Annotated in this window: 18 protein-coding genes; 7 read left to right on the top strand and 11 right to left on the bottom strand. The window is 55.3% G+C overall.

The features are described 5' to 3' along the window. The first annotated feature begins 148 nt into the window (after positions 1–148). The 5 genes from tsaA (at position 149) to KJI95_RS09650 (ending at position 5,947) form a co-directional block, all read left to right on the top strand. On the top strand, positions 149–913 hold the full coding sequence (tsaA, locus tag KJI95_RS09670; RefSeq protein ID WP_214506989.1) for a tRNA (N6-threonylcarbamoyladenosine(37)-N6)-methyltransferase TrmO: 765 nt from the start codon (positions 149–151) through the stop codon (positions 911–913). Continuing rightward, positions 903–1,517 (top strand): acyltransferase, encoded by a 615-nt coding sequence (locus KJI95_RS09665; protein ID WP_214506988.1) that lies wholly within the window; start codon positions 903–905, stop codon positions 1,515–1,517. The genes tsaA and KJI95_RS09665 overlap by 11 nt, the downstream gene beginning before the upstream one ends. 73 nt (positions 1,518–1,590) lie before the next feature. Continuing rightward, positions 1,591–2,850 carry a GGDEF domain-containing protein gene (locus tag KJI95_RS09660; protein ID WP_214506987.1) on the top strand — a complete coding sequence of 420 codons (1,260 nt, stop codon included), beginning with the start codon at positions 1,591–1,593 and terminating at the stop codon, positions 2,848–2,850. Positions 2,851–2,964: 114 nt separating this feature from the next. Continuing rightward, positions 2,965–4,680, top strand: coding sequence for a proline--tRNA ligase (locus KJI95_RS09655; protein ID WP_214506986.1), 1,716 nt, complete (start codon positions 2,965–2,967; stop codon positions 4,678–4,680). A gap of 127 nt (positions 4,681–4,807) precedes the next feature. Next, a complete protein-coding gene (locus tag KJI95_RS09650) occupies positions 4,808–5,947 on the top strand; it encodes a patatin-like phospholipase family protein (RefSeq protein ID WP_214506985.1) in 1,140 nt (379 codons plus the stop codon). 103 nt (positions 5,948–6,050) lie between these two features. Here KJI95_RS09650 and KJI95_RS09645 read toward each other — a convergent pair whose 3' ends face one another. After that, on the bottom strand, positions 6,051–7,997 hold the full coding sequence (locus KJI95_RS09645; protein WP_214506984.1) for a monovalent cation:proton antiporter family protein: 1,947 nt from the start codon (positions 7,995–7,997) through the stop codon (positions 6,051–6,053). A 159-nt stretch (positions 7,998–8,156) separates the two neighbouring features. On the opposite strand from KJI95_RS09645, the gene dgcS reads away from it, so the two are divergent. After that, positions 8,157–9,053: a diguanylate cyclase DgcS gene (dgcS, locus tag KJI95_RS09640; protein ID WP_214506983.1), complete on the top strand. Its 897-nt coding sequence runs from the start codon at positions 8,157–8,159 to the stop codon at positions 9,051–9,053. Positions 9,054–9,348: 295 nt separating this feature from the next. Here the strand turns inward: dgcS and tilS are convergent, their stop codons facing one another. The 3 genes from tilS to KJI95_RS09625 all read right to left on the bottom strand — a co-directional run bounded on the left by tilS (position 9,349) and on the right by KJI95_RS09625 (position 15,993). Then, positions 9,349–11,016, bottom strand: a complete 1,668-nt coding sequence (tilS, locus tag KJI95_RS09635; RefSeq protein WP_214506982.1) for a tRNA lysidine(34) synthetase TilS — start codon at positions 11,014–11,016, stop codon at positions 9,349–9,351. Beyond that, entirely contained in the window at positions 11,016–14,489 is a 3,474-nt protein-coding gene (gene dnaE / locus KJI95_RS09630; RefSeq protein ID WP_214506981.1) for a DNA polymerase III subunit alpha, read from the bottom strand. Before dnaE ends, tilS begins: the two co-directional genes overlap by 1 nt. Positions 14,490–15,027: 538 nt before the next feature. Next, positions 15,028–15,993 carry a GlxA family transcriptional regulator gene (locus tag KJI95_RS09625; protein WP_349356722.1) on the bottom strand — a complete coding sequence of 322 codons (966 nt, stop codon included), beginning with the start codon at positions 15,991–15,993 and terminating at the stop codon, positions 15,028–15,030. 200 nt (positions 15,994–16,193) lie between these two features. Between KJI95_RS09625 and KJI95_RS09620 the strand changes: the two genes are divergently transcribed. Continuing rightward, a complete protein-coding gene (locus KJI95_RS09620) occupies positions 16,194–16,985 on the top strand; it encodes an MBL fold metallo-hydrolase (protein WP_214506979.1) in 792 nt (263 codons plus the stop codon). Positions 16,986–17,100: 115 nt separating this feature from the next. Here KJI95_RS09620 and rnhB read toward each other — a convergent pair whose 3' ends face one another. The 7 genes from rnhB to bamA form a co-directional block, all read right to left on the bottom strand. Continuing rightward, positions 17,101–17,730, bottom strand: coding sequence for a ribonuclease HII (rnhB, locus tag KJI95_RS09615; RefSeq protein ID WP_214506978.1), 630 nt, complete (start codon positions 17,728–17,730; stop codon positions 17,101–17,103). Between the two features lie 2 nt (positions 17,731–17,732). After that, entirely contained in the window at positions 17,733–18,890 is a 1,158-nt protein-coding gene (gene lpxB / locus KJI95_RS09610) for a lipid-A-disaccharide synthase (protein ID WP_214506977.1), read from the bottom strand. A gap of 39 nt (positions 18,891–18,929) precedes the next feature. Next, positions 18,930–19,700: an acyl-ACP--UDP-N-acetylglucosamine O-acyltransferase gene (gene lpxA, locus KJI95_RS09605; protein ID WP_214506976.1), complete on the bottom strand. Its 771-nt coding sequence runs from the start codon at positions 19,698–19,700 to the stop codon at positions 18,930–18,932. Then, positions 19,697–20,158, bottom strand: a complete 462-nt coding sequence (gene fabZ, locus KJI95_RS09600) for a 3-hydroxyacyl-ACP dehydratase FabZ (protein WP_214506975.1) — start codon at positions 20,156–20,158, stop codon at positions 19,697–19,699. Before fabZ ends, lpxA begins: the two co-directional genes overlap by 4 nt. Positions 20,159–20,202: 44 nt before the next feature. Further along, entirely contained in the window at positions 20,203–21,228 is a 1,026-nt protein-coding gene (gene lpxD, locus KJI95_RS09595; protein ID WP_214506974.1) for a UDP-3-O-(3-hydroxymyristoyl)glucosamine N-acyltransferase, read from the bottom strand. Positions 21,229–21,231: 3 nt separating this feature from the next. Beyond that, the gene (locus tag KJI95_RS09590; RefSeq protein ID WP_214507228.1) at positions 21,232–21,729 is read right to left on the bottom strand and encodes an OmpH/Skp family outer membrane protein; all 498 of its coding nucleotides are present in this window, start codon (positions 21,727–21,729) and stop codon (positions 21,232–21,234) included. A 62-nt stretch (positions 21,730–21,791) separates the two neighbouring features. Next, positions 21,792–24,275 carry an outer membrane protein assembly factor BamA gene (bamA, locus tag KJI95_RS09585; protein WP_214506973.1) on the bottom strand — a complete coding sequence of 828 codons (2,484 nt, stop codon included), beginning with the start codon at positions 24,273–24,275 and terminating at the stop codon, positions 21,792–21,794. Positions 24,276–24,281: the final 6 nt, after the last annotated feature.

Here is a 24,281-nt window from a genome sequence, read left to right as displayed (position 1 = left end):
AAAACGAGAACTGATTGCCAACGCATCGCTGATGGCCTAAGGCGGCCGCGCATCATCATGCGATGGCAAGCTCCTATGACAGGCAAATAACCTTGTCACCGGGGGGTAAGCATCACTTTTGTCAAACGGGTCAAAAAAGCCAGGACCAATGACTATTTTTGAAAATACCATCCGGGCGGTGGCCATATGCCATACGCCCTACCGGCAGAAATTCGGTATTCCGCGTCAGCCGGGGCTCGTCGATGCCCATGGTTTTGTCGAGCTCTTGCCCCCTTTTAACGACCCGGACACGGTACGCGGCCTGTTGCAATACTCCCATTTGTGGCTGCTGTTCTGTTTCCATGAAAATCTGGCCCAGGGCTGGAAAAATACCGTCCGGCCACCGCGCCTTGGCGGCAACGAAAAAATGGGTGTGTTTGCCACCCGCTCGACCTTTCGCCCCAACGGCATAGGCCAATCTGTAGTGCGCCTGCACGACATAGTGCGCCGAAAGGGCAAACTCTGCCTTGAAATCAGCGGCATGGACTTGCTTGACGGTACGCCTGTTATCGACATCAAGCCCTATATTCCATTTTCAGACTCAGTGCCGGATGCCCTTGGCGGCATGGCGCAGGAAGCGCCGGTGCAGATTGGCGTGAGCTACAGCGATGAGGCGCTAAGCCAGATAGCCGCCCTTGCCAAGGGTGATGAGCGGCCAAATCTTGCCAGCCTGATTGAAGGCGTGCTGGCCCAGGACCCGCGCCCAGCCTACAAAAAGGCCAAGGACGACCCCAAGCTGTATCAGGTTGCTTTGTACGATCTGGATATTTTCTGGTGCATCAAAGACGATAAAGCCCACGTGCTTGAGCTTAAGCCCACCAAGGTAGGCCAGCAGCCGCAGCCGCATCCGTCAGGACAGGCCAATGACGCCTGAGGATTACCGCGAGCAGCACAAAAAGCGCCTGTCGTGGATGCCCTGGCTGTATTTTTCATTAAAAGAAAAGCACCTTGCCTGGGCAAAACCGTGGCAGGATGAAATTCAGGCAAGGCTTTGTGCCCTTGAAACCGTGCATCTGGGAGCAAACTGCTTTATCGCCCCCGAGGCCAATCTGTTTGCCGAGCCCGGCCGCGATATCCGCATGGGAGACCAATGTATGATAGCGGCCGGGGTTTTCCTCCACGGTCCGATTGATATTGGCAACGAAGTGGCCATTAACCACGGCAGTTCACTTGACGGCGGCCGCAGCGGTATCAAAATTGGCAACAGAACCCGCATCGCCAATCAGGTGACCATTTATGCCTTCAACCATGGCATGGCACCCGATGAGCCGATTTATCAGCAAAAAGTCAGCTCAAAGGGCATAGTGATTGGGGAAGATGTGTGGATTGGAGCCCAGGCCGGCATTGTGGATGGCGTGACCATAGGCAATCAGGCGGTAATAGGCATGGGCGCGCTTATCAGCCGCGATGTGCCGGACTTTGCCATTATGGCCGGTAATCCGGCAAAACAAATCGGTGATCGGCGTGACAAGCGCTGACACACCAAGCTAACAGGAATTCGCTGTGTTCAAGGATGAGAAACAGGCGATTACGGCCTCCCCGCTGCCTGCCATGAGAAAGCGCTTATGGCAGAGCTTTGTTTGTCTTGCCGCCCTCGGTATTGCCACCGGGGTCATGGCGCTGTTTGCCATCAATCAGCAGGCAAACGAATTTAACCGCGCCAGCAGTCAGACACTCGCCGCCGAGGAATGGGTGCGTGACAGCCTGCGCCAGCAGCTCGGGCTTGAACGCCTGCGTCAGGACTGGGCTGAACTCTCGCCGCTTGAGCGTAAAAATCTCATCATTGAAATGCGCGCCCGCCAGCAGCGCTTGGTGGATGAGCTTGCGCCCCCAACCGAGCGGGATATGGCCATCGGCGTCTTGCAGGGGCTCGATAGCCTGCAAAGCGAGCTTAAACAGGGCCCGGGCAGCGAACTCACCCGCCTCACCCAGACCAGCCGCGATTTGGCCATTCGTCTGTCAAGCCTTGGCGCAAGCGAGAGTCAGCAGCGTTTCAGCGCGCTCGAAAAACGCCGCTGGCAGCTCAATATCACCGTCATGTTTTTATCGCTGCTGTTCATTCTTTGCAGCCAATACCTTGCCTGGATGCTGCTTGGGCGGCACTTTATCCGCCCGCTCATTCACCTTGGCAAGGAGCTCGATGCCCTCACCGGCCATCGCAGCGACACAGAGCCCAAGCTTGAGACGGTAAACCGTGAGCTTAAGGGCATGTCCGATAACCTTAAGCACATTCATCATCAGCTACAGCACCAAAGCCGCAACAGCGACAAAGACCCTGTGACCGGGCTTGCCTCCCGAAAAGCGCTCAATCAACACCTGCAGCAGGAATGGCTGCGCGGACTTCGCGCCGAAGGGCCGGTGTCGCTGCTGCTGCTCGCGGTTGACCCTGTGTGTAATCACGATGGTGATGCGCGCCTTGGTTTGCCCGACCCCACACTGCAGCAACTGGTGGCCATTGCCTGCCAGCACACGGCACGGGCACAGGATTTTCTGGCACGCTTTGATGCCAATCGCCTCGCTATAGTCCTTGCCGGCACCGACCTTGAGCAGGCCATCAAGCTTGCCCATCAGCTGTGTCACAAGGTTAATCAGGCGCGAATAAGCGCGCCGCTGCTTGCCAGTCAGCCTTGGATAACTGTGTCGGTCGGTATCGCCAATCACATTCCCAAACGCCCCCACGGCTGGGATAAACTGGTGCAGGAAGCCGAAGAAGCCCTCGATAAGGCCCATAGTCAGGGCGGCAATCAGGCTGCGGTAGCGCCCTGCCACTTACCCGATACCGACTGGCTGAAACAGGCCGCCAACCGCTGAGGCATGAGTCGGCTCAAACTCGCGCCTGCTAAGGGTTTTGCTGTACGGCGCGCGTGACAAGATGAAAGCAGGTGATACAATGTCGCCCACTGTTTTCAACTATGGACACCGGGAATGCGAGTCAGCAAATACCTGCTTTCGACACAAAAAGAAACCCCAGCCAATGCCGAGGTAATCAGCCATCAACTCATGCTGCGTGCCGGCATGATCCGCCGCAACGCTTCAGGCCTCTACAGCTACCTGCCCACAGGCCTGCGGGTACTGCGCAAAGTAGAAGCCATCGTTCGTGAAGAAATGAACAAGGCCGGCGCGATTGAGATCCTGATGCCCATGGTGCAGCCGGGTGATTTGTGGGTTGAAACAGGCCGCTGGGATCAGTTTGGTCCAGAGCTTCTGCGCTTTACCGACCGTCATGAACGTGACTTCGTGCTCGGCCCGACCCACGAAGAAGTGATAACTGACCTTATCCGTAAGGAAGTAAGCTCTTACAAGCAGTTGCCGCTGAACCTGTATCAAATCCAGACCAAGTTCCGTGACGAAGTGCGTCCACGCTTTGGCGTGATGCGCTCACGCGAGTTCCTGATGAAGGACGCCTACTCTTTCCATCTGGATCAAGAGACGCTGAATGAAACTTATCAGGCCATGTACACCGCCTACAGCAACATTTTCAGCCGCATGGGTCTGGCGTTCCGCCCTGTGCTGGCCGATACCGGCTCCATCGGCGGCAGCGTGTCCCACGAGTTCCACGTACTGGCCCAGAGCGGTGAAGATCTGATTGCCTACTCCACCGGCAGCGATTACGCCGCCAACATCGAGAAGGCCGAAGCCCCGCTGCCTACCGAGCCTCGCGGCGCCGCCACTGAAGCAATGCGCACTGTCGACACCCCGAATGCCAAAACCATCGCCGAGCTGGTTGAACAGTTTGGTGTGGCCATCGAAAAGACAGTCAAAACCCTGATTGTTAAAGGCGCAACCGAAGAAGCGCCACTGGTTGCCCTGCTGGTTCGCGGCGACCATGAACTGAACGAAATCAAGGCCGACAAGCACGCGCTGGTCGCCTCACCGCTGCAGTTTGCCAGCGAAGACGAAATCCGCGCCACCGTGGGTGCTGGTACCGGCTCTATCGGTCCTGTTGGCCTTAAGCTGCCTATCATTGCCGACCACAGCGTGCTGGTGATGAGCGATTTTGCCGCTGGTGCCAACCAAGATGGCAAGCACCTCTTTGGCATCAACTGGGAGCGCGATCTGCCGCTGGTTGAGGGCGCTGACATCCGCAACGTGGTTGAAGGCGAGCCGACTCCGGATGGCAAGGGCGTGTATGCCTTCGCCCGAGGTATCGAAGTGGGTCATATCTTCCAGCTTGGCAACAAGTACTCCGAAGCCATGAATGCCACCGTGCTTGATGAAAACGGCAAGTCACAAATCATGCTGATGGGCTGTTATGGTGTGGGCGTGAGCCGCATCGTGGCCGCCGCCATCGAGCAGAACAACGACGATCGCGGCATCGTATGGCCAGAAGCCATCGCCCCGTTCACCGTCGGCATTCTGCCGATGAACATGCACAAGTCCCACCGCGTCACCGAAGTGGCCGAGCAGCTCTATGCCGAGCTGACCGCTGCCGGTATCGAAGTGCTGTTTGACGACCGTAAAGAGCGTCCGGGCGTGATGTTTGCCGACATGGAACTCCTCGGTGTGCCCCATGCCGTGGTGATTGGCGATCGCAATATCGACGCCGGCGTGTTCGAATACAAGAACCGCCGCACCGGTGAAAAGCAGGACGTGCCGTTTGCCGAGATTGTTGACTTCCTTAAGTCACAGCTGCGCGGCTAAGCCTGATGCGACACAGAAAAGACACCTGCGGGTGTCTTTTTTTTCGCCCCGCCATTGCCAATTACTAAGGTCGGACGCTTTAATTAGCTTAAGGAATAAGTTAACTTTCAAGAAATTGGAGCAGGATTTGCCGACATCGACCGCACTGGTACTGGGCGGTGGTGGCGCCCGGGCGGCCTATCAGGTCGGGGTGCTCAAAGCCATAGTCCAGTTATATCCCCGCAATCACGGCATTCCGTTTCGGATAGTCTGTGGCACCTCGGCTGGCGCCATTAACGGCACCTCCATTGCCACCCACGCCTCCTGTTTTCATTTGGGCGTGCGCAAACTCGAATGGGTCTGGCGCCACTTCGAGACGTCCAAGGTGTACACCAGTTCAGTGGGCGGTGTGATGAAGCACCTGGGACGCATGGCACTTAAGGGCATGCAGCACGATCTGGTTAACTCAGATGCCGGCAGCCTGCTGGATAACGAGCCGCTCAGGAAGCTCCTCAACGAGCTTATCGATTTTGGCCGCATCGATCGCAATATCAAGGCAGGCTCGCTCACCGCGATTTCGGTCGATACCTCCTGCTACAACAATTCCCGCTCAGTCACCTTTTTTCAGGCCGCCCGCGACATTGAAAACTGGCAGCGGGCGCGGCGAAGCGGTGAACGCACCCGGCTTAATACCGAGCACCTGCTGGCAAGCTCGGCCATTCCCATGGTGTTTCCGTCGATAAAGCTCAGGCAGCATTATTACGGCGATGGCTCGGTGCACCAACTGGCGCCGCTGGCAAGCCCAATCCATCTGGGGGCCGAACGTATTCTGGTCATTAACCTCGACAGTCCCCACAAGCAGGATACCCGCGAGCTGGAGCATCACCCGAAAACCGCAACCATTGCAGGCCACCTGCTGGATACCATCTTTTCTGACACTCTCAACAGTGACCTTGAAAGGCTTGAGCGCATCAACAACACCCTAAAGCTTATTCCCCAGGAGAGCCGTGACCGCTTAAACCTCAAGCCCATTACCACCCTGGTGATTAAGCCGAGCGAAGACCTGGCGCAAATCGCGAGGCGCTACTATCAGGAAATGCCCTTTGCGGTGCGCACCCTGCTTGGGCTTATCGGCATCAATCAGGAAGCGGACTCGAGTATCGTGTCGTACCTGCTGTTTGAAAAAGCCTATACCTGCGCCCTGATTGACCTTGGGTATCAGGATGCGATGAATCGGATGGATGAAATCAAAGCCTTTTTCGGTGTTGATGGCAGCGTAAGCCTTTAAGCGCTGGTGCGCTTATTTGCCGTCAGGCATGAGCTTTCTGCGAGGAATAAGTTTGCAAGTGCAGCCGGAAGCGAGCCTTAAGGCTGCTCTGTAACACTCAACGTCATTCGCTCAGCAAAAACGCCTCGGCCTTTTCAACCCGCCGGGGCTTGCCCAGTAAAATCAGCACGTCACCGGCTTTGAGTGTCCAATTGGGGTCAGGATTATCTATCTCCTCGCGGCCGCGGCGAATGGCGCGAAGCTCAACCCTAAGCTTGCTCCAGGGGATGTCTTCAAGCGTCTTGCCCACCGCACTGGCGCCCCTTGGCAGCGCCACCGCGTGTAAAAGCTCGAGGGTGAAGTCAGTTTCAGTGCCGGAAAAAAAACCGTGCAGATACTGATAATGATTGCGCCGCTCAAATTCGAGCCGCTTTAAGATCCGGGAAAGTGGAACGCCGCACTGAAACAGCACCTGACTGACCAGCATCAAACTGCCTTCAAGCGTTTCAGGAATAACCTGGCTCGCCCCGGCCTGCTCAAGCAGCTTAAGCTCGCTGTCATCCCGGGTGCGCACCAGAATTTTGGCATCCGGCGCCAGCGCGCGGCAAAGATGAATGACTTCATCCACCGCGCGGCTCTCACAAAAGGTCAGCACCACCATTTTGGCGTGGACAATACCCGCCTGCTTAAGGATGCTGCGTTTACAGGCATCGCCAAAATACACCGGCTGACCGGCGCGCTTGGCCTCCTGCACCCGGGTGGGATCCAAATCGAGCGCAAGATAGGGCACGGCTTCAGCCTTTAAAAAGCGCGCTATGGTCTGCCCTACCCGGCCATAACCGAGAATGAGCACCAGCTCAGTATCCTCTTCCACCTTAGGCGCGTTAAGCGGCTGAGTGGCGGCGGGTTTTAGCCCCAAAATCAGCTTGCTGATATCCACCGCGTGGCGCACCAGAGTAGGCGCTATAGCCATAGAGAGCACCGCCACCATCACCAGCATGGTGCTGACTTCCTTATCCAGCAGCTGGTAATTCACCGCAAGGGCAAGCACCACAAAGGAAAACTCGCCCACCTGCGCCAAAGTCAGCGCCGAGACGCAGGAGATCCGAAACGGCTCCCCCACCAGCTTTAACAGGCCATGGACCACCAGCGCCTTGCCCACCACCACCGCAATCAGCAGCAGTAAAATCTGCCACCAATAGGCAAGCACCAGGGCAAAATCCAGCAGCATACCGATGGAGATAAAAAAGAGCCCCATCAACAAATCACGAAACGGACGGATATCGGCCTCAAGCTGGCGCCGGTACTGACTTTCACCCAAAAGCATGCCCGCCATAAAGGCGCCGAGGGCCATAGAAAGCCCAAGCCACTGGGTAAAGGCACCGGTCAGCAGCGCCACCACCAACGCCGACAGTACAAACAGCTCATTGGAGCGGGAGCGGGCGACCTCATCAAACACCTTGGGCAGCGCCCATTTGCCAAAGGCCATCAGCGCGACAAAGGCGATAACGCCCTTCAGCAGCGCCAATAAAATGCTGTTGATGGCGACGCTGCCATCGGCTTCGCCAAGGAGCGGCAGCAAAATCAGCAGCGGCACCACCGCCAGATCCTGAAACAAGAGCACGCTCACCGACAGCTCGCCGTGTCGGCGCCGCAGCCAGCCAAGTTCATTGAGGAGTTTAAGCACGATGGCGGTGGATGAGAGCGCTATGGTCGAGCCTATCACCAGCGCCTGCACGGCGGTTTGCCCAAGTGACATGGCGATAAGCATCACCAGCAGTGTGGTGACCAGCACCTGAGCGCTGCCAAGGCCAAACACGGTGCGGCGCATGGCCCAGAGTTTGGGCACAGAAAACTCAAGCCCGAGGGTAAACATCAACAGCACCACCCCAAGCTCGGCCACCGAATGCATCTGCTGCTGGGTAAACCAGTGAAAGCCGCCGGGGCCAGCCAGCACGCCGGTAAGAAGGTACGCAAGAATGGCCGGCAATCCGATACGGCGCAGCAGTGCAATCGCCCCGATGGCGATAAGCAGCATAAGCAACACCTTGATCAGGATGCCGTGTTCCATGGGGTTTCCTTGTCAATTTTCCGGCGAATGAAAAACGACTGTGGCCACTTCAAAGATTAACTGAATGACTAACAAAGACAAATTTATTTAACACCGGTAACGGCACGGCTTTTGCTTATTTCAAGCTGTCATCAGTCCTACACCGTTGGAGTAAACACTATGGACTATGGTTTCGCACCGCAGTTATATCCTGAAGATTACCGCTACAGCCCGATGGGCAACGCGGATGTGGCCCTGCCGGGTCCGGATCAGGCAGCGCTGCTTACCATCATCCAACAGCTGCATTCAAGTTTAGATCCACGGACGGTCTTTGCCTGTTTCGGTAAAACCCTCGGCCAATACCTGCCGCTTGCAGGTATTCAGGCTCAGTTTGCCGATTTGTCGCTGAGTTGGGGTAAGCGCATGGGCGTGAGTTTACGCCGTCACCTGACCACAGAGCAGTTTCCGGGCTCAGTGCTGGATTACCGTCTGACAGAGCCGCTGTCGCCGACGCAAATTCGCACCCTGCAAACCCTGGAGACCATGTTGATCCAGCCGCTTATCAACGCGATTTCCTATCAGAAGATGTCTGAGCAGGCGATGTTTGACTCGCTCACCGGCCTTGGAAACCGTCATTTTTATGGCCAATCCATCAAGCAGGCGGTGGCCCGCGCCAACCGGCATCAGGACAATCTGGCGCTGATAGTGCTGGATTTGGATAACTTTAAGCAGCTGAACGACAGCTATGGCCATCAGTTTGGTGACGCCGTGCTGCGCCAGTTCGGCGCGCTGATCAAAGGCGCTATCCGTAACACAGATCAGGCCTTTCGCATCGGCGGCGATGAATTTGTCATCATAGTGCGTGGCAATATCGAGTCGGCAGCTATCCTGTGTGAGCGTGTGCTTGGCAAGCTGGCGCGGGGCGGATTTTTCAGCCGCAATAAAATTCACACAAGCCTTGGCGCCGCGCAAATTCAGGCCGGCGACAATCAGGACATGCTGTACGAGCGCGCCGACCGCGCCCTTTATCAAGCCAAAGCAGCCGGCAGAAACTGCTACCGCGTTGTCAATGACTGAGCTGCGTTTCCCGAAGGCTAAGCTGCGCTTGCCAGACTGATGCTCAACAAGCCCGTTCCAAAGGGCTGCTCCAAGACAAGATAAGACAAGGCAGTGAATAAATGAAAGAAAACGCCCGCGATTGCGGGCGTTTTTTATGAACTGACGTCAGTGGCGAGCTCTTTTCTGCCGCAGGTTCAAAGCTTAGCGACAGATATTCAGGGTCGGCCTGAAAGGCTCGGTCTGAAAGACTCGGCCTGAAAGACTCGGTCTGAAAGACTCAAATTAAAAGGCTCGGCCTGAAAGACTCAGCCTGTCAGACTGACAGACTCAGACTAAAAGTCGCAGGCAAAGCACAGTCTGCGGCAAAGTCACGCTCAACCCAAAGACCAATGGCGGCAATCGGTTTATCGTCGCAGTAAAGCAGCGGCACCAGTGACCTAAGCCAGGGCGGCACCTTAAATTCCTGCCACAGTTTTTTAAGCTCCCGAGAATGGGCGCGGCTTGCGGGCTGCAGCCGCACACTGCCCAAAACACCATAGCGCAGAGTAAGGCAGCCATTAAGCGCCCCAGGGCTCAGCGCGCATGTCCATAGGGGCTCAGTCGATACGCACTCAGAGTCTGGCTTTTCAAGGCATACACTCTTGGGGCATGAGCTTTCGGATAACAGGCTTTCCGAGTTTTGGTTAAGCACCAACTTGCCAAGGGGTAAGTCGAGCCCGGCCTTAAGGCTTTGAAGACTAATGGCCAGTCTGATTTCAGGCTGCTTAGTTTCAGGCTGGTTGGATTCAGGCAGCAGGGTTTGAAACGGCTTGGGTTGAGACGGCTTGGTTTGAGACAAAAAGGCTTCCCGCACAAGGCTTTTGGCAGCCGATTCAAGATAAAGTGCGCCCTGATAGCGACGAAGCAGCGACTGACCAAAACGAAGCACAACACTGCTGTCTGCTCTGGCGTCGGCAAGCTGCGACAGCGCCTCATCAAGCTGCACTTCCGATGGCGGCGCAAAGCCGTTGCTCGCCATAAAAAGCCGCAGCAATTGCGCCTGCCAAAGGCGTGAATAGGCAAATAAGCCACTCAAATCGAGTATTGCGGCGCCGGATAACCGGCAGCGGCCGACAAGCGGCTTAAGCTTGATGGCCGCTTCTTCATCGAGCAGCGCCTGGGTTTGGGCGCACAGCCTTGCCGAGCGCGATGCCGTCGCACCTATAGCGCCAAAGCGGGATTTCAGCGCCGGGATAATGTGATGACGCAGGAAGTTACGGTCAAAATCGGTATTCTGATTGCTCTCATCCTCGATATGGAAAAGGCCTAAGGCCTGCACTTCACGCTCCAGCTGCTCGCGGGAGTAACCTAAAAAGGGCCGCAGCTGCCAGGCACAGGACGTGCGTCCCTTGTCTTCCGAATAGCCTTGTTGCGAATAGCCTTCTTCCGAACAGCCTTCATCCAAATCGCCGTCATCCGAACCGCGCTCATCCGTTTGATGGGCTGAGCTAAGCTGCAGCGGCTGACACAGCCCCATGGCCGCAAGTCCCTTGGGGCCAAGGCCGCGACTTAACGCCAGCAGCACGGTTTCAAGCTGATCGTCTTCATGGTGGGCGGTAAGCAGCACATCCCCTGCGGCCAGATGGGATAACAGCGCGCGGTAGCGGGCATTCCTTGCTTCGGCCTCAAGACTTAATCGCGGGCCACGCTTTACCTCTACCCGCTCAACCACCAGGGGCAAACCATAGTGGGCGGCGCGCGCTTCACAGTGGCGAGCCCATTCATCGGCGTGTTGACTTAAGCCGTGATGCACATGCACCAGCAAACATTGGGAGCTGGCATAAGGAGTTGCCGCTTTACTGCGTGCAAATTCAGCGAGCGCACAGGCCAGTAACTCCGAGTCGAGCCCGCCGCTATACCCCAGCACCAGACGCGCAGGCACCACACCGGTTGGCAGCGCGCCAAGCGCATCGAACAGGGCGGCGGCGAGGGAATTCTGCATCAGAATTCGACCCTGACCTTGTCAGGCCCAATCAGGGTTTGCAGTGCCAGTACCAGCTCATCGGATGGATTCACCCGCCACGCATCACCAAGCTGCAGCTTGCCGCTGGCATCATCGCGGCTGAAATTCACCACCAGCGGCACGGCGCCCCCTTTCCAGGGGCCGAGGGTTTCCAGAAACTTACCCAGCAGCTCCTCGCTGGCCTTGGACGACTCCAAATCCACCGCCAACGCCTTGGCAAAGTGGCTGCGCGCCTCGCTGATATCGATAATATTGCGCGCCGTCATGCGGTTGCCGCCGGAGAAGTCATCAAAACTCACTTCCCCTTCGCAAATGAGGATCCGGTCTTTTTCCAAGAGATGGCCAAACTTTTCAAAGGCCTCGGTAAACAGCATCACCTCGAGGCGGGCGCTCTTGTCATCCAGGGTGAGCAGGCCCATCTTGGAGCCGCGCTTGGTAAGCATCACCCGGCTTGCCACCACCAGCCCCGCTGCTTTCACGGTTTTACCGCGCTCGGTGGGATGAATATCCTTAAGCCTGCCGGCGGTGTAGTTTCTCAGCTCTTTAAGGTACTGATTGATGGGGTGACCGGTAAGATACAGCCCCAGGGTTTCGCGCTCACCTTCAAGCCAAATCTTGTCCGGCCAAGGCATGCACTCCACAAACTGCTGCTTTTCGTCTTGCTGATGGTCGTTCAGCAGGCCAAACATATCGTGCTGACCTATGGCCTGCGCCTTGGCATGCTGATCCGCTGCCTGCATGGCTTCCGGCAGAGTAGCCATCATGGAGGCGCGGTGCGGCCCGAGGCTGTCGAGCGCGCCTGCGCAAATCAGCCGCTCAATCACCCGTTTATTGAGCTTTTTCAGGTCAATACGGGCACAGAAATCGAACAGGTCTTTAAAGGGGCCATCTTTACGGGCCTCGAGAATGGCCTCCACCGGCCCCTCGCCCACGCCCTTGATGGCACCGATGCCGTAGACGATGTTGAGATCGTCATCCACGGTGAACTTAAACAGGCCCTTGTTCACATCCGGCGGGATGATTTTAAGCCCCATGCGTTCGCACTCATCGACAAGGGTCACGATTTTGTCGGTGTTGTCCATATCCGCCGACATTACCGCCGCCATAAACTCTGACGGATAGTGAGCCTTGAGCCACAAAGTCTGGTACGACACCAGCGCGTAGGCGGCCGAGTGCGACTTGTTAAAGCCGTAACCGGCGAACTTTTCCACCAGGTCGAAGATCTTCATGGCGAGCTCGCCATCGACGTTGTTATCTTCGGCGCCCTTTTGGAACACGGCCCGCTGCTTGGCCATCTCTTCCGGCTTTTTCTTACCCATGGCGCGGCGCAGCATGTCGGCGCCGCCGAGGGTATAGCCGGAGAGTGTCTGGGCAATCTGCATCACCTGTTCCTGATACAGGATGATGCCGTAGGTGGGCTCCAGAATGGGTTTCAGGCACTCGTGCTGCCAGGTGGCGTCGGGGTAGGAAATCTCCTCGCGGCCGTGCTTACGGTCGATAAAGTTATCCACCATGCCCGACTGCAGCGGCCCGGGGCGAAACAGCGCCACCAGTGCGATCATGTCTTCGAAACAGTCAGGCTGCAGGCGCTTGATAAGGTCCTTCATGCCGCGCGATTCAAGCTGGAACACCGCCGTGGTTTCGTAGCGCTTGAGCATGGCGAAGGATTTTGAGTCCACCAGCGGAATGGCGGCAATGTCCACCGGCGGTTTGCCCAATTTGGCAAGCCTCGGGTTAATCATCCCCAGCGCCCAGTCGATGATGGTAAGCGTTCGAAGACCGAGGAAGTCGAACTTCACCAGCCCCGCGTATTCGACATCGTTCTTATCAAACTGGGTAACCGGGTTTTTGCCCTCGGCGTCGCAGTAAAGCGGCGAAAAGTCGGTGATTTTTGTGGGCGCAATGACCACGCCACCCGCGTGCTTACCGGCGTTACGGGTCACGCCCTCAAGCTTTCGCGCCATGTCGATAAGGTCTTTCACTTCCTCATCGGCATCGTAAGCTTCCTGAAGCCCTGGCTCGACCTCAAAGGCTTTTTCGAGGGTCATGCCGGGCTCGGGCGGGATCATCTTGGAGATGCGGTCAACAAAGCCGTAGGAGTGGCCGAGTACCCGGCCCACGTCGCGCACCACCGCCTTGGCGGCCATGGTACCGAAGGTAATGATTTGCGATACCGCCTCGCGGCCGTAAAGCTCGGCTACGTGCTCAATTACCTCATCGCGCCTGTCCATACAGAAGTCGACGTCGAAGTCGGGCATAGATACCCGCTCAGGGTTCAAAAAGCGCTCGAACAGCAGGTCGAATTCCAGTGGATCAAGGTCGGTAATTTTCAGCGCATAGGCCACCAAAGAGCCCGCGCCCGAGCCCCGCCCGGGACCAACCGGAATGCCGTTATCCTTACCCCACTGGATAAATTCCATCACGATGAGGAAGTAACCGGGGAAGCCCATCTGGTTGATTACTTTAAGCTCGATATCGAGGCGCTCATCGTACTCTTTGCGCCGCTCGGCTCTCACCTCAGGGTCCGGGAACAAAAACTCGAGCCGCTCTTCAAGCCCCACCCGGGAGACATGCACCAGAAAGTCTTCAATCGACATATCGCCGGTGGGGAAGTTTGGCAGAAAGTACTCGCCAAGGCGCACAGTGACGTTACAGCGCTTGGCAATTTCGACGCTGTTTTCCAGCGCCTCGGGGATGTCGGAAAACAGCTCACACATCTCATCGATGGAGCGCAGGTATTGCTGCGGGCTGTATTTTTTCGGGCGGCGACTATCGGCGAGGGTAAAACCATCGTGAATAGCCACCCGGATTTCGTGGGCGTCGAAATCTTCCGGGGTCAGAAACACCACCTGATTGGTGGCCACCACCGGCAACCCAGTCTCGGCGGCATGCTTTACCGCCATGTGCAGATAGGTTTCTTCATCGGCACGGCCGGTGCGGATAAGCTCAACAAAATAGCGGTCGGGGAAGTGGGTTTGATAAAACTCGGTCAGGCTCGCGGCCTGTGCGGCATTGCCCTTCAGCAGCGCCTTACCCAGATCGCCTTCTTTGGCACCCGACAGCAGCAAAATGCCCTTGTTGTAGGTCAGCAGCCATTCCTGATCGATAGCCACCCTGCCCTGCACCTGGCCCCGCAAATAGGCCTGACTGATAAGCTGGGTCAGGTTCTGATAACCCTCGTTGTCCATGGCTATCACGGTTACGGCACAGAACTCGTCCTCAAACCCCGGCACCAGCATCCAGAAATCACTGCCGATGATGGGTTTGATGCCCTTGTCATGGCAGGTGCTGTAAAACTTCACCAGGCCGCAGAGGTTGTTCTGATCCGTCAGCGCAATCGCCGCCATCCCCAATGCATCGGCCTTGCCGAGAATGGGTTTGACCTTCGCCAGACCATCGGTCATGGAGAAGTCAGAGTGGACGCGCAGGTGAACAAACTTGGGCTGAGACATGGTGATAAAAGCGGCTTGATGATATGAATTTTAAAACGAAAGATACCATGAAGCAGCAGCCTCCCAAAGCGGAAACGAGCCCAGCCAATAGCTTTAATCACCTTCAGATGCCCCAGACGCAAACCAAGGCATACCATTGAGGAGGACGGATACTCTATCGCTTAGCTGTGATTAGCCGCTTTGCTCTCCATCGCTTCTACCCAAAAAACCTCAGAAACCTCTCGATGGTACATTAATCGTCCGAGTGTTTAAGCCTGCATGGGTTCACCTTGATACTGTCTTACCCCAAAGGTGCTATGGATAGTGCAAATGAGTCCCGTGCTTGTTCTGCGTGATACTACTACCTTAAGGTTAAGGCACTGCTGGCAGCAACGCCCCGCTAACACTGTCACGCAGCAGATGCCGTCGTCAACCACGCCCTACATGGGTTAAGTGACGGTAAATTCAGCTGTTCAAGACCTTAAACTGTGGTCGCTATCAAAGCCAGAGCTATGTGAGGACTTGTTCGCAGCTTCCCTAAACCGGAGCTTGAAAAACCTTAATTCGTCACCCGGGATGAAAAACTCGAACGCCATTGCTTTGGAGTAACGTTGAAAGCACGTTTAAAGTGTTTTCGAAAAACACTCTCAGATCCAAACCCGGCTTGCGCGGCGATGTGACCAATAGAAGCATCGCTGGTTTCCAATATTTGCTGACTGTATTTAAGTCGCTGATTCAAAAGCCAATCACCAAAGGTGCAACCAAAGGTAGCCTTAAACTGACGGGTAAACGTACGGCGGCTCATGGCACATCTGGCAGCAACAAGATCAACATTCACCTCTAAGTTCAAATGCTGGCTGATATCTTCAAGTACCCAGCCAAAACTGACTTTGAAATTGGCAATATCAATTTTGGGTGTGGGAATATACTGCTGTTGACCACCTGAACGGAACGGCGCAGTTACCAATACGCGGGCCAGTTCAGTAGCCAGACTACTTCCCAAAAAGAGCCGCACCAAATGTAAACAACAGTCCAGAGATGCTGCGATACCAGCGGATGTCATTATCCCCTCTGATTCGATAAACAGCGGCTTGGGGTCGACAACAACATCAGGGAACTGTTGCCTAAGTTGATCCGCATAAGCCCAGTGTGTGGTCGCACGGCTTCCATCTAAAATCCCGGCGGCAGCAATTACAAAGGCCCCCAAACAAAAACCTGCCAATTTTGCCCCTCGTTGATACGCCTGTTTCAGTACTTCCAAAAGCCAATATGGTGGCGTTGGCAGGTCATCCGGCCACCCCGGCACTATCACCAAATCAGCGTCAAGAATTAGCTGCGCTGAAGATCGAGTCGTGAGATTAGCGAAGCTGATGGTAAAGCCAGAAGAACTGCGGATCTCTCCGTCCTCCAATGCAACCATTTGCAGGTCAAAAGGCGCTGGCTTGTCGACAAACATGTCCTGAAATACCATGCAAGGTACTGCTAGATGAAAAGCGCTGATCCCATTGTAGACAATCAGTGCCACCTTAATGGGAGCGCCCCGAGGGTTTAAACAAGAGTTTTGTTCAGAATGAGATGTAGCCATCACTTCCACACACCTTCGTCAATTAGCGCACATTCAAAATTGGCCTAATTTGAGCGATATAAAGCCTTCAGGCGACTATATCAGCTCCTTTAACTTGGGCAAAATACCAGAATCTCACATTCCCTCGGAGCAAACAGTCAATGAACATCCATCACCTGCGCAGTGCCTCATTCATTATTGAGTCAGGAGATAAATGGATTCTGGTAGACCCCATGCTAGGTGCCAAAGGCTCGTTACCACCGTTCTCGTTCAGCCGCTTCAAAGTAAAACGTAACCCGATTGTAGAACTGCCCCCGAATGCTGAAACGCTACTTAATCGAGTGACTCACTGCTTAATAACTCATAGCCAAACTTTTGGTTTCAAGCCCCTGCAACACAGAGACCATTTGGATGATGCAGGTGAAAAGTTCCTGCGTCGACGCAATATTCCAGTCGCAACCCCGGCGAAGGATAAGGCTTATTTGGAAAAATACGGCATTAATGTCACTACAGGTGCTACGCCCTGGCAACAGATAGAGTTTGCCGGCGGTCAATTAACGGCGGTGCCAGCACAGCATGGCCATGGCTGGATCCACAAAGTGATGGCCAATGGTTGCGGATTTTTCCTGCAACTCCCGGGTGAGCCCAGCATCTACATCAGCGGCGATACAGTGTTTACTGAGGAGGTTCGCCATGCTCTCAACCGGTTCAAACCCGAGATCTGTGTCGTGGCATGCGGCCAAGCACAGATGGATGTTGGACAACCCTTATTGATGCCAACAGCAGAAGTCATGGAATTTATCTCTCTGTCACCAGGTAAGGTATATGCCAATCACCTCGAAGCACTTAACCATTGCCCCGTCACCAGACAAGACCTAACTAATGCTTTGGCTGACAAAGAGTTGCTACCAAAAGTGTGGATCCCAAAAGATGGGGAAAGTCGCAACTTCTGACCGGCGAGTAAGCCTTTACTGTTAAAGATATCAATCCAACACCATTGACACCCAAAACAAGAAAAGGTCGCCTGAGCGACCTTTTCTGATCCCTGAATTTGTCACAATCTAACTATTAATTTTTCTCAAGCCATTCTCGTACCGGGCGAAAACTGCGTCTGTGCTCCGGCAATACGCCGTGGGTATCGAGCGCCTCAAAGTGCGCCTTGGTGGGATAACCCTTGTGGGCGGCAAAGCCATACTGGGGATGCTTGGCATCAAGCTCTGCCATCTCACGGTCGCGGGTCACCTTGGCAATGACAGACGCGGCGCCGATGGCGGCAATCAGCCCATCACCCTTGACTACCGCATCGGCGGGGATGCCAAAATCCGGGGTCCGGTTTCCATCCACCAATACCCGCGCAGGCTTAACCGCAAGCCCGGCAACTGCGCGCTGCATGGCAAGCATAGTGGCGTGGAGGATATTAAGCTCATCAATTTCCGAGGGGCTCGCGCGGCCAACAGACACAGCAAGCGCTTTTGCCATGATTTCGGGATAAAGCGCATCGCGCTTCTTTTCCGAAAGCTTTTTGGAATCATTAAGCCCGGCAATGGGGTTGGCTGGGTCGAGAATAACCGCTGCCGTCACCACATCGCCAACCAGCGGGCCACGGCCCACTTCATCGACGCCGGCCACAAGTCCAACAATGGCGGCATTTTCCAATGCTGCCGCCTGCTCGGGGGTCAGATTTTTGTATACCGCCATACTCATTCCCCGGCCGAATGGCCAATCAGCGCATCAACCGCATCGGCGGCGCGCTCGCTGGCGTTTTGCCGCAGCAGCTGATGCAGCGAAGTAAACTCCTCGATAAGGGCACGGTTGTCGCGGTTCATCATTTCAACCACGGCTTTAGCAATCTTTTCGGGAGTGCAATCATCCTGAATAAGCTCTGGCACCAAATCTTTGCCCGACAGCAGATTCGGCAACGAGTAGCGCTTAATCAGCATCATGCGGCTGGCAATACTGTAGGTGAGCGGCGCCACGCGGTAAGCCACCACCATGGGGCGCTTAACCAGCATGGCCTCTAAGGTGGCAGTACCCGACGCCAGCAAAATGCCGTCGCTGGCGGCCATGATTTCACGGCTGTGGCCATCAAATAGCTGAATTTCAAGCTCTGGCGCATGGGCATTGAGCGCGGCCATAAACTGCTCGCGGCGCTTTTCATTCACCAGCGGCGTAATAAAGCGGATGTCCGGCAGCGCCTTTTTAATAGCGACGGCTGCCTTGATAAAGGGCTCGCTGAGCATTTTAAGCTCGCCGCCACGGCTGCCGGGCAGAATAGCCAGATACTCGGCGTCCTTATCCAGCCCCAGGGTTTCGCGGGCAGCGTGTTTATCAAGCTCAAGCGGAATGTCGTCAGCCAGGGTGTGGCCGACAAAGGTGCACGGCACACTGTGCTTGTCGTAAAAGGCTTTTTCAAACGGCAGCAAAGACAGCACCATATGGGTGGCTTTGGCGATTTTGAAGATGCGCTTAGGCCGCCATGCCCACACAGACGGGCTGACGTAATGCACGGTTTTGATGCCCTTTTGCTTGAGCTTAAGCTCAAGACCGATATTGAAATCGGGCGCATCGATGCCGATAAAGCAGTCAGGCTTGATATCGGTAAAGGTTTTGATAAGGCTTGAGCGTACGTGCAAAAGCCTTGGCAGGCGCGACAGCACCTCGACTATGCCCATCACGGCCAGCTCTTCCATGGCAAACAGCGACTCGAAGCCGAGCGCTTCCATGCGCGGACCGCCAATGCCCACAAAGCGGGCATCGGGATGACGGGCTTTCAATGACTTGATTAAACCGGCACCTAAAATATCGCCGGAGAGTTCTCCGGCGACCATGGCAAATACAATTGGCTTGGATTGGCTCATGTGTTCTCTTATTGACGCATTCCTTAAGGACCGAGGCGCTTAGCGGATGATGCCGCGGCCGGAGCTTGCGACAAAATCCATCAGCTGCTTAACCTCTGGGATAGTGGCGATTTCGTCTGCCAGGGCAGCGGTCGCTTCTTCCACAGTAAGGTTACTGCGATACAGGGTCTTGTACGCGCGGCGCACCGCCAGCTGCGCTTCTTTGGAGAAGCCGCGGCGCTTAAGGCCTTCGCTGTTCAAGCCGCGGGGAATCGCGGGCTGTCCGGCCGCCATCACGAAGGGTGGCACATCCTGCAAAATCAGCGAGCATCCGGCGGTAAAGGCATGGGCGCCGATATGCACAAACTGGTGCACGCCGGTCATGCCGCCCAAAATCACCCAGTCACCCACGTGCACGTGGCCGGCGATAGAGGCGTTGTTGGCCATGATCACGTTGTTACCCACCACGCAGTCGTGGGCAATGTGCACATAGGCCATAAACAGGTTGTTTGAGCCGATGCGGGTTTCGCTGTTGTCCTGAATAGTGCCACGGTGAATGGTCACGTTTTCACGGATGATGTTGTTGTCGCCGATGATAAGCCGGGTTGGCTCGCCGGCGTACTTTTTGTCCTGGCAGTCTTCGCCCACCGAAGCAAACTGGAAGATCCGGTTGCCTTTACCGATAACGGTCGGCCCCTTCACCACCACGTGGGAATGGATAATGTTGTCATCGCCGATTTCAACGCCGGGACCAATGTAAGTCCAGGGGCCGATACTGACGTTGTTCCCGATTTTGGCGTCGGGATGAACGAAGGCTAATTCACTGATCACTTCTCAATCTCTCTGCGGGCACACATGATTTCTGCGCTGCAAACCAGCTCACCATCCACTTTGGCCTCACCGTAGAAGACGCCAATCCCGCGGCGCTCCTTGATCATTTTTACTTCAAAATGCAGCTGGTCGCCCGGCTCCACCACGCGCTTGAAGCGGGCGTTGTCGATACCGGCAAAGTAATACAGCACATCTGGAGATGGCTCGCTGCTCATGGTTTTGAAGGCCAGAAGACCAGTGGCCTGTGCCATGGCTTCGAGGATAAGTACGCCTGGCATCACCGGAGCGACAGGGAAATGCCCCACAAAGAATGGCTCGTTGATGGTGACGTTTTTGATGGCATGAAGGGACTCACCGGCGGTGAAATCCAGCACGCGATCAATAAGCAGAAACGGATATCTGTGAGGCAGATACTTAAGGATCTCCTTGATATCCATGGTGTTCAGTTGATTAGACACTGATGGGTTCCTCAGGATGCGCAAACACGCATTCGCTACTGGGTTTACTCGTCTTCTTTTTGTTTGCTTTCCAGCACTTTGACGCGCTGGAACAGCTCATCCAACTGGCGGAAGCGCACGGTATTGCGGCGCCACAACTTGTTTTCCATGGCCACGGTGGCGGAAGAATACACGCCGGGCTCACGGATGACGCTGGTTACGTTGGTGCCGCCGCTGACATGGGTGCCATCGACGATACTCAGGTGGCCGGCAACGGCGCTGTTGCCACCAATAATACAGTACTTGCCGATAGTCACACTGCCGGCAAGGGTGGTGCTGCCCGCAATGGCGGTATGGGCACCAATGATGTCGTTATGGGCAATCTGAACCTGATTGTCGATGATAACGCCATCATGAATTTCGGTATGGGACAGGGCGCCACGGTCGATGGTGGTGCTGGCGCCAATTTCGACATTGTTGCCGATGCGCACGCCGCCTGTCTGGGGGATTTTCACCCAGTTGCCACGCTCGTTGGCGTAGCCAAAACCGTCAGAGCCAATCACGGCGCCGGAATGGACGATACAGTCCATGCCCAGATGCACATCGTGATAAATGGTGACATTGGCCCACAAACGGGTGCCCGAGCCGATAATGGAGTCTTGCCCCACCACGGTGCCTGCGCCAATTTGTACCTTGTCACCCAAAATCACATTGGCACCAATAACGGCATTGGCACCAATGGCAACCCCCTCGCCCAAGCGGGCGCTGGGGTCAATTTGTGCCGAGGGATGTATACCCTCGGCGGCTTTTGGTGTGGTATCCAAAAGCTGTGCAACCCTGGCAAAGCCAACGTAGGGGTCTTTAAGGATCAGCGCATTTCCCGAAAATGCCTCTGCATCCTTGGCCGAAATCAGTACAGCGCTCGCTTTGGTTCCTTCCAGCTGAGCACGATATTTGCTATTGGCCAGAAAACTTATCTGGCCAGCGTCGGCGCCCTCCAGCGTCGCTACCGCGTGGATCACCACGCCGGCATCACCGCGAAGTTCTGCGCCCAAGAGTTCGGCCAATTGGCCCAGGGTCACACTTTTCATCTATTACTTAGCCTTGGCCAGTGCATCAACAACCTTGCTGCTGATGTCCATCTGAGGCTTGGCAAATACCACGGCACCGCTTTGCAGTACGACATCGATCTGCTCTTTGTCAGCGATGTCTTTGATCACTTTCTGTACTTTTACCAGGATCTTGTTCTGCTCTTCGGCCTGACGGCGACGTACGTCTTCCTGCAGGGCTTTACCTTTGAGTTGCAGATCAGCCTGCAGTGATTCCATCTTGCGAACGGCTTCGGTCTTCTGAGCTTCGCTCATCAGCGCCGCGTCACGCTGGTTCTTTTCCATCAGCGAGCGCAGTTCGTTTTGCAGCTTTTTCACTTCGGCATCGCGATCGCCGAATTCTTTTTCCAGCGCTTTGCCAATGGCTTCGCGCTGTGGCAGCTGTTCGAATACAGCACCCATATCAACAACCGCGATCTTTTCAGCCTGGGCGGCCAGTGGCGCACCGACAAGCATCAACGTCATCAGGGCACGGTTAAGCATCTTGTTCAAAATAAACTCCTTGTTGTGGTGTTTTGTCACAATCGTCGCCGAGTGTATGTGTTTTAGAATGTTTTGCCAATATTGAACGAGAAGATCTCAGTATCGTCATCTTCGTACTCTTTGAGCGGCCAGGCGAGGCTGAATACCATGGGGCCCATGGGTGACAGCCACTGTACGCTCATACCCCAGGACGCGCGGATGCGGCTTGGGTCGCTGTAATCGTCCAGCTTGGCAAATTCTTCGGCTGGCAGAGTGCGATAGGAGTCGTAATCAAACTCGGTATCCCATACGTTACCGGCATCGACGAAGAAGCTGGTACGGACAGAATTGGTGTACGCCTCATCGAGGAACGGCGTTGGCACAATCAGCTCAAGGCTGGCAGTGGCCACGGCGTTACCACCGATGGAGCGACCCTGGTTGAGCCAAATCTCGTTTGGATCGCCAGGCAGGCTACAGCCGTCACCGCTTGGGTCAGGTGAGCAAGGCTCACTGCCACGCACCACATAGAAGGAGCGCGGACCAACGGTGTTGGACTTAAAGCCACGCAGGCTGCTTGAACCGCCTGTGTAGTAGTTTTCCCAGAACGGCAAAATCTGATCGTTGCCGTTATAGTCGCCATAGCCGTTGCCATAACCCAGACGGGCACGGGTCAGCACCACAAAGCTGTGGCTGCGGGTCAACGGGAAGTAGAAGTTGGTGTCAAAGTCGGTCTTGAAGTACTGCAGATCCGAACCCGGCGTTGACATCTTACCCGACAGACGCTGGCTTGAGCCGTCGGTTGGGAAGGTGCCGCGGTTCAAAGTACTTCTGTACCAGCCGGCGTTGAGTTCAAAGTTGTTGAAGCTCAAATCGGCATTCGGGTCATCTGAGTCACGATAAATATCGTAGAAGCGCAGTGCCTGCTCGTAGGCCGAAATTTCAGAAATGGTGTTGTGGCGATAGCCCACACCAAAGTTCAGGCGGTTGTATTCGTTAATAGGGAAACCGCTGCTCAGCGCCACACCGTAAGAGCTGTTTTTATAGCGCTCAAGGTTTGCTTCGTTGGCGTCGAACTCGTTCCAGTAGATGTTACCGCCAAGGCTCACGCCATCCTTGGTAAAGTAAGGATCGGTGTAAGACAGGTTCACGTTTTTCGAATACTTGTTGGTGTTAACGTTAAAGCCTGCCTGGTTACCACTGCCCAGGAAGTTGCTTTGCTGTACACCAAACTGCAGGCTGATGCCCGATTCAGTGCCGTAACCGATACCGGCGTTAAAGGAGCCGGATGGCTGCTCTTTCACCTTAAAGGCCACGTCCACCAAATCGTCGGTGCCGGGCACCTGCACGGTTTCTGTGTCTACGGTTTCGAAGTAACCCAGACGGTTCAAACGCTCTTTGGACAGCTCCACGTTGGCAGAGTTAAGCCAGGCGCCTTCCATCTGACGCAGCTCACGGCGCATCACTTCGTCTTTGGTGACTGTGTTGCCGGTGAAGTTAACCGAACGCACATACACGCGCTTGCCGGGTTTGATGTTGACGTTAAGAGTGACCTCTTTGGTGTCGTCATTGATTTCCGGATAGGTTTTTACTTCAGGATAGGCGTAACCGAAACGGCCAAGGTACTTGGAGTACATCTCTTCGGTAAAGGTCACGTCGGCGCCATTGTACTGCTCGCCCGCCTTGATAGGCAGAATGGTGCGCATCAGCTCTTCGCGGCCCATCAGATCGCCGGTGAGGTTAACTTCCTTCACCTTGTACTGCTCGCCTTCGTCCACGTTAATGGTGACGTACAGGCCTTTACGATCCGGGGTCATGGCCACCTGGGTGGAGGTCACTTCAAAGCGGATATAGCCGTTGTTGTGGTAGTGGGTCTTGATGGTCTCAAGGTCGGCCTGCAGCTTTTGCTTTTGATAGCGGCGCTCACCGAAAATGTCCCACCAGGCCACATAGTCTTTCAGCTCCAGCATACCAATCAGTTCGGCATCAGAGAACTTGTTGTTACCGACAACGTTGATTTGACGGATTTCGGCCGCCAGACCCTCGGTAAACTTGAATTTGAGTTCTACCCGGTTACGGGGCAGATTGATCACCTGCGCCTCAACCTTGGCGCCGTATTTACCCACACCGTAGTAAAAGTCCTGCAGGCCTTTTTCGATGCCGGACAGCATGGTGCGATCGAGGGCTTCGCCCACTTTCACGCCGCTGTTATCCAGGCTTTCCTGCAGCTGTTCGTCTTTGATGTCTTTGTTGCCATCAAAGGTCACGGCGCTGATGGTTGGCCGCTCTTTCACGGACACAATCAGCACCCCGTTCTCGTTGGTCACGGTCACGGTGTCAAAGTTGGTGGTGGCATACAGGCTCTTGATGGCCTGTTGCAGTTTCAGCTGGTCAACAGTATCCCCAACCTTAATGGGCAGGCTGAGCAAAGCGGCACCCAGTGCTACGCGTTGCAAACCTTCTACTTGGATATCGGTCACTGTAAATGGCGAAAAGGTCTCTGCCAGGCCGGTCCCTGAATACGATGCGCCAAGCAGCATCATAGAGGCAAAAAGTTTATTCAATCTCATAGAGCA

The sequence above is a fragment of the Shewanella jiangmenensis genome (assembly GCF_018596335.1).
GTDB lineage: Bacteria > Pseudomonadota > Gammaproteobacteria > Enterobacterales > Shewanellaceae > Shewanella > Shewanella jiangmenensis.
Note: the sequence above shows the minus strand (reverse complement) of the source record. Positions and strands in the feature narration are given on the sequence as shown.

What these genes read in the sequence shown, in the direction of transcription:
- tsaA (WP_214506989.1), top strand. Translation starts at nt 149, where the DNA reads ATGACTATTTTTGAAAATACCATCCGGGCGGTGGCCATATGCCATACG.
- KJI95_RS09665 (WP_214506988.1), top strand. Translation starts at nt 903, where the DNA reads ATGACGCCTGAGGATTACCGCGAGCAGCACAAAAAGCGCCTGTCGTGG.
- KJI95_RS09660 (WP_214506987.1), top strand. Translation starts at nt 1,591, where the DNA reads ATGAGAAAGCGCTTATGGCAGAGCTTTGTTTGTCTTGCCGCCCTCGGT.
- KJI95_RS09655 (WP_214506986.1), top strand. Translation starts at nt 2,965, where the DNA reads ATGCGAGTCAGCAAATACCTGCTTTCGACACAAAAAGAAACCCCAGCC.
- KJI95_RS09645 (WP_214506984.1), bottom strand. Translation starts at nt 7,997, where the DNA reads ATGGAACACGGCATCCTGATCAAGGTGTTGCTTATGCTGCTTATCGCC.
- dgcS (WP_214506983.1), top strand. Translation starts at nt 8,157, where the DNA reads ATGGACTATGGTTTCGCACCGCAGTTATATCCTGAAGATTACCGCTAC.
- tilS (WP_214506982.1), bottom strand. Translation starts at nt 11,016, where the DNA reads ATGCAGAATTCCCTCGCCGCCGCCCTGTTCGATGCGCTTGGCGCGCTG.
- dnaE (WP_214506981.1), bottom strand. Translation starts at nt 14,489, where the DNA reads ATGTCTCAGCCCAAGTTTGTTCACCTGCGCGTCCACTCTGACTTCTCC.
- KJI95_RS09620 (WP_214506979.1), top strand. Translation starts at nt 16,194, where the DNA reads ATGAACATCCATCACCTGCGCAGTGCCTCATTCATTATTGAGTCAGGA.
- rnhB (WP_214506978.1), bottom strand. Translation starts at nt 17,730, where the DNA reads ATGGCGGTATACAAAAATCTGACCCCCGAGCAGGCGGCAGCATTGGAA.
- lpxB (WP_214506977.1), bottom strand. Translation starts at nt 18,890, where the DNA reads ATGAGCCAATCCAAGCCAATTGTATTTGCCATGGTCGCCGGAGAACTC.
- lpxD (WP_214506974.1), bottom strand. Translation starts at nt 21,228, where the DNA reads ATGAAAAGTGTGACCCTGGGCCAATTGGCCGAACTCTTGGGCGCAGAA.
- KJI95_RS09590 (WP_214507228.1), bottom strand. Translation starts at nt 21,729, where the DNA reads ATGCTTAACCGTGCCCTGATGACGTTGATGCTTGTCGGTGCGCCACTG.
- bamA (WP_214506973.1), bottom strand. Translation starts at nt 24,275, where the DNA reads ATGAGATTGAATAAACTTTTTGCCTCTATGATGCTGCTTGGCGCATCG.